The organism is Bradyrhizobium sp. 179, assembly GCF_023073535.1.
In the GTDB taxonomy this organism is placed as follows: Bacteria; Pseudomonadota; Alphaproteobacteria; order Rhizobiales; family Xanthobacteraceae; genus Bradyrhizobium.
The window spans coordinates 1-1,729 of the sequence record NZ_JADPJR010000158.1 but is presented as its reverse complement, the minus strand read 5'-3'; the positions used below and the strand labels follow the sequence as shown (position 1 = coordinate 1,729).

Below are 1,729 nucleotides of genomic sequence, written 5' to 3'. Positions count from 1 at the left end.
GTCTCGACGATCACGCCACCCGCGCTCGTCTCGCCTCCGCTATCCCGGCCAGCTCCGACGAGACGAGCGCTACCAGCAAAACCCGCCGCGCGAAGGGGTCAAAATTGGACGCCGATGAGGGGTCAAAGTTGGAAGCCGATTGACAATCCTGCTGTTTCTCGTGTTCTTCCGTGCGCTTTTCGGCCATGACCAGGCAACTCCAACGCAGTTGTTCTATCGATCCTTCATGGTCACTCTGCCGCTACCAGGCATTTGGCTCATGTATGCGTGGCCAACGTACGGAAGCTAGAGCTTTTCCATCGACGGCCCATCTCTTGCTTTTTGCCCGAAGCTGACGAGCCTAACTGAAGGAGCGAGGACAGTTATTGGCCCTTAGCTGTCTTTCGCCTTGAGCGCGTGGACGCCGGCTCTCCGGTCGCAAGCGAAACGGGGGGCGGACAGTACCGGCAAGCCGGCTTATGACCCCATTGCAGACTTCGCGGACTCACGGTCAGCAGCCGCGCGGCAAATCTTATGCTCGATAAACGAATACCAACTCACGATAGCATTAGAATTCTGATGCAACCAATGAAAGGCTAGACTTCGAGCTAGTTGATGCAGCAGGTTTGGAAATGAAGAGAGGTTGGGTCTATCTCATTTTCGGCCGAATTTTCGGTGCGCTTGGTCCCTACTTTGGGCAATCGTTAGCGATGGCGCGTCGGCCGCGGCTAGTGATCCTGCCGAGGGCGCCTTTTTGGCGTATGTCTTTAGTTTTCTTGTTTCTTGGCTGTCTCTTATGGCCGATGCAGGCTTGGCGCGGATCGTGCCGATTGTGATAAGGGCTTCTTTGATCGCTGCGGCTGGGTCAGGAATCGCATTTGCTTGCTTCGCCGCTGCGCTTGGGCGGCTTCCTCCAGTCCAGAATTTCATGCTCATTGGTATCGTCGCTGCGAACTCGACGGGAAGCACGTTCGTTGCTTGCGAACGACTACTCGAAATCCTGATTGAGCATAAGCGTTTGGGGGCCCGTCGCCGGTCAGCTTGTGGCCCATAGCTGTTTCGACCGAAAGCGCTCTCCAAGGCCCGCCCACGAAATTTTGCGAAATGCGGGTGGACGGTCGCTGCAGGAGTGCAAGCCTTTAGCTGATAATCTCCCTGACCTTGATGCCGCGCAAGGTCTCGATGCAGTCAGCTACCAAATGCAAGAGCTCTTGCCGCTTTATGCTCTTCACCTGACGACCTTCCATATTGATTAGTATGTATCTCGCCATGTCGTAGGCGACTTCAAACTGCGATTTGCCGGTAACCGCGACATCGATTCTTTCAGCCATTTCGCTCCCCGCTAGTTATGATTGGAAAGCAGGAGCCTATTGGAAAGCGCGTGGCGAAGTCGAGTCTGTCTTCCTTTGCGGTTAGATCATATCGGCCTGAAGGTCCGCTGGCGCTGCAACCTCGAAATGCAGAGCATTAAACTAGTCCGCTTCTGGCCGATTCCGTTGAAAAAGGCCGGCAGTATTTCGTTGTAATAGCTCCGTCGCGACGTGGCCGGAACTGCTCTTACTGACCCTATGCGAGCGTCGGGGTGGGCATCGGGATCAGCTTGGCCATCTTTCGAAGGTTTTGGGCGGTGGCTGCGAGGATGAACTCGTCGCGCGCGCCGTTTGGACCTCGTAAACGCAAACGGTCGAGCTTGAGAATGCGCTTGAGGTGCGCGAACAACATCTCGATTTTCTTGCGGAGCCGGCGCGAG

General features: G+C 55.6%; 2 protein-coding genes and 1 pseudogene. 1 reads left to right on the top strand and 2 read right to left on the bottom strand.

Annotated features, from left to right (window positions below; translation table 11 throughout):
- A pseudogene (locus IVB12_RS38560) lies at positions 1-143 on the top strand (IS21-like element helper ATPase IstB); the annotation flags it as partial.
- Positions 144-1,118: 975 nt separating this feature from the next.
- On the opposite strand, the gene IVB12_RS36510 reads toward IVB12_RS38560, so the two are convergent.
- Entirely contained in the window at positions 1,119-1,310 is a 192-nt protein-coding gene (locus IVB12_RS36510; protein WP_247307616.1) for a hypothetical protein, read from the bottom strand.
- A 235-nt stretch (positions 1,311-1,545) separates the two neighbouring features.
- Positions 1,546-1,729 (bottom strand): transposase (locus tag IVB12_RS36505; RefSeq protein ID WP_247295629.1); only part of this gene is annotated, 184 nt, incomplete at its 5' end.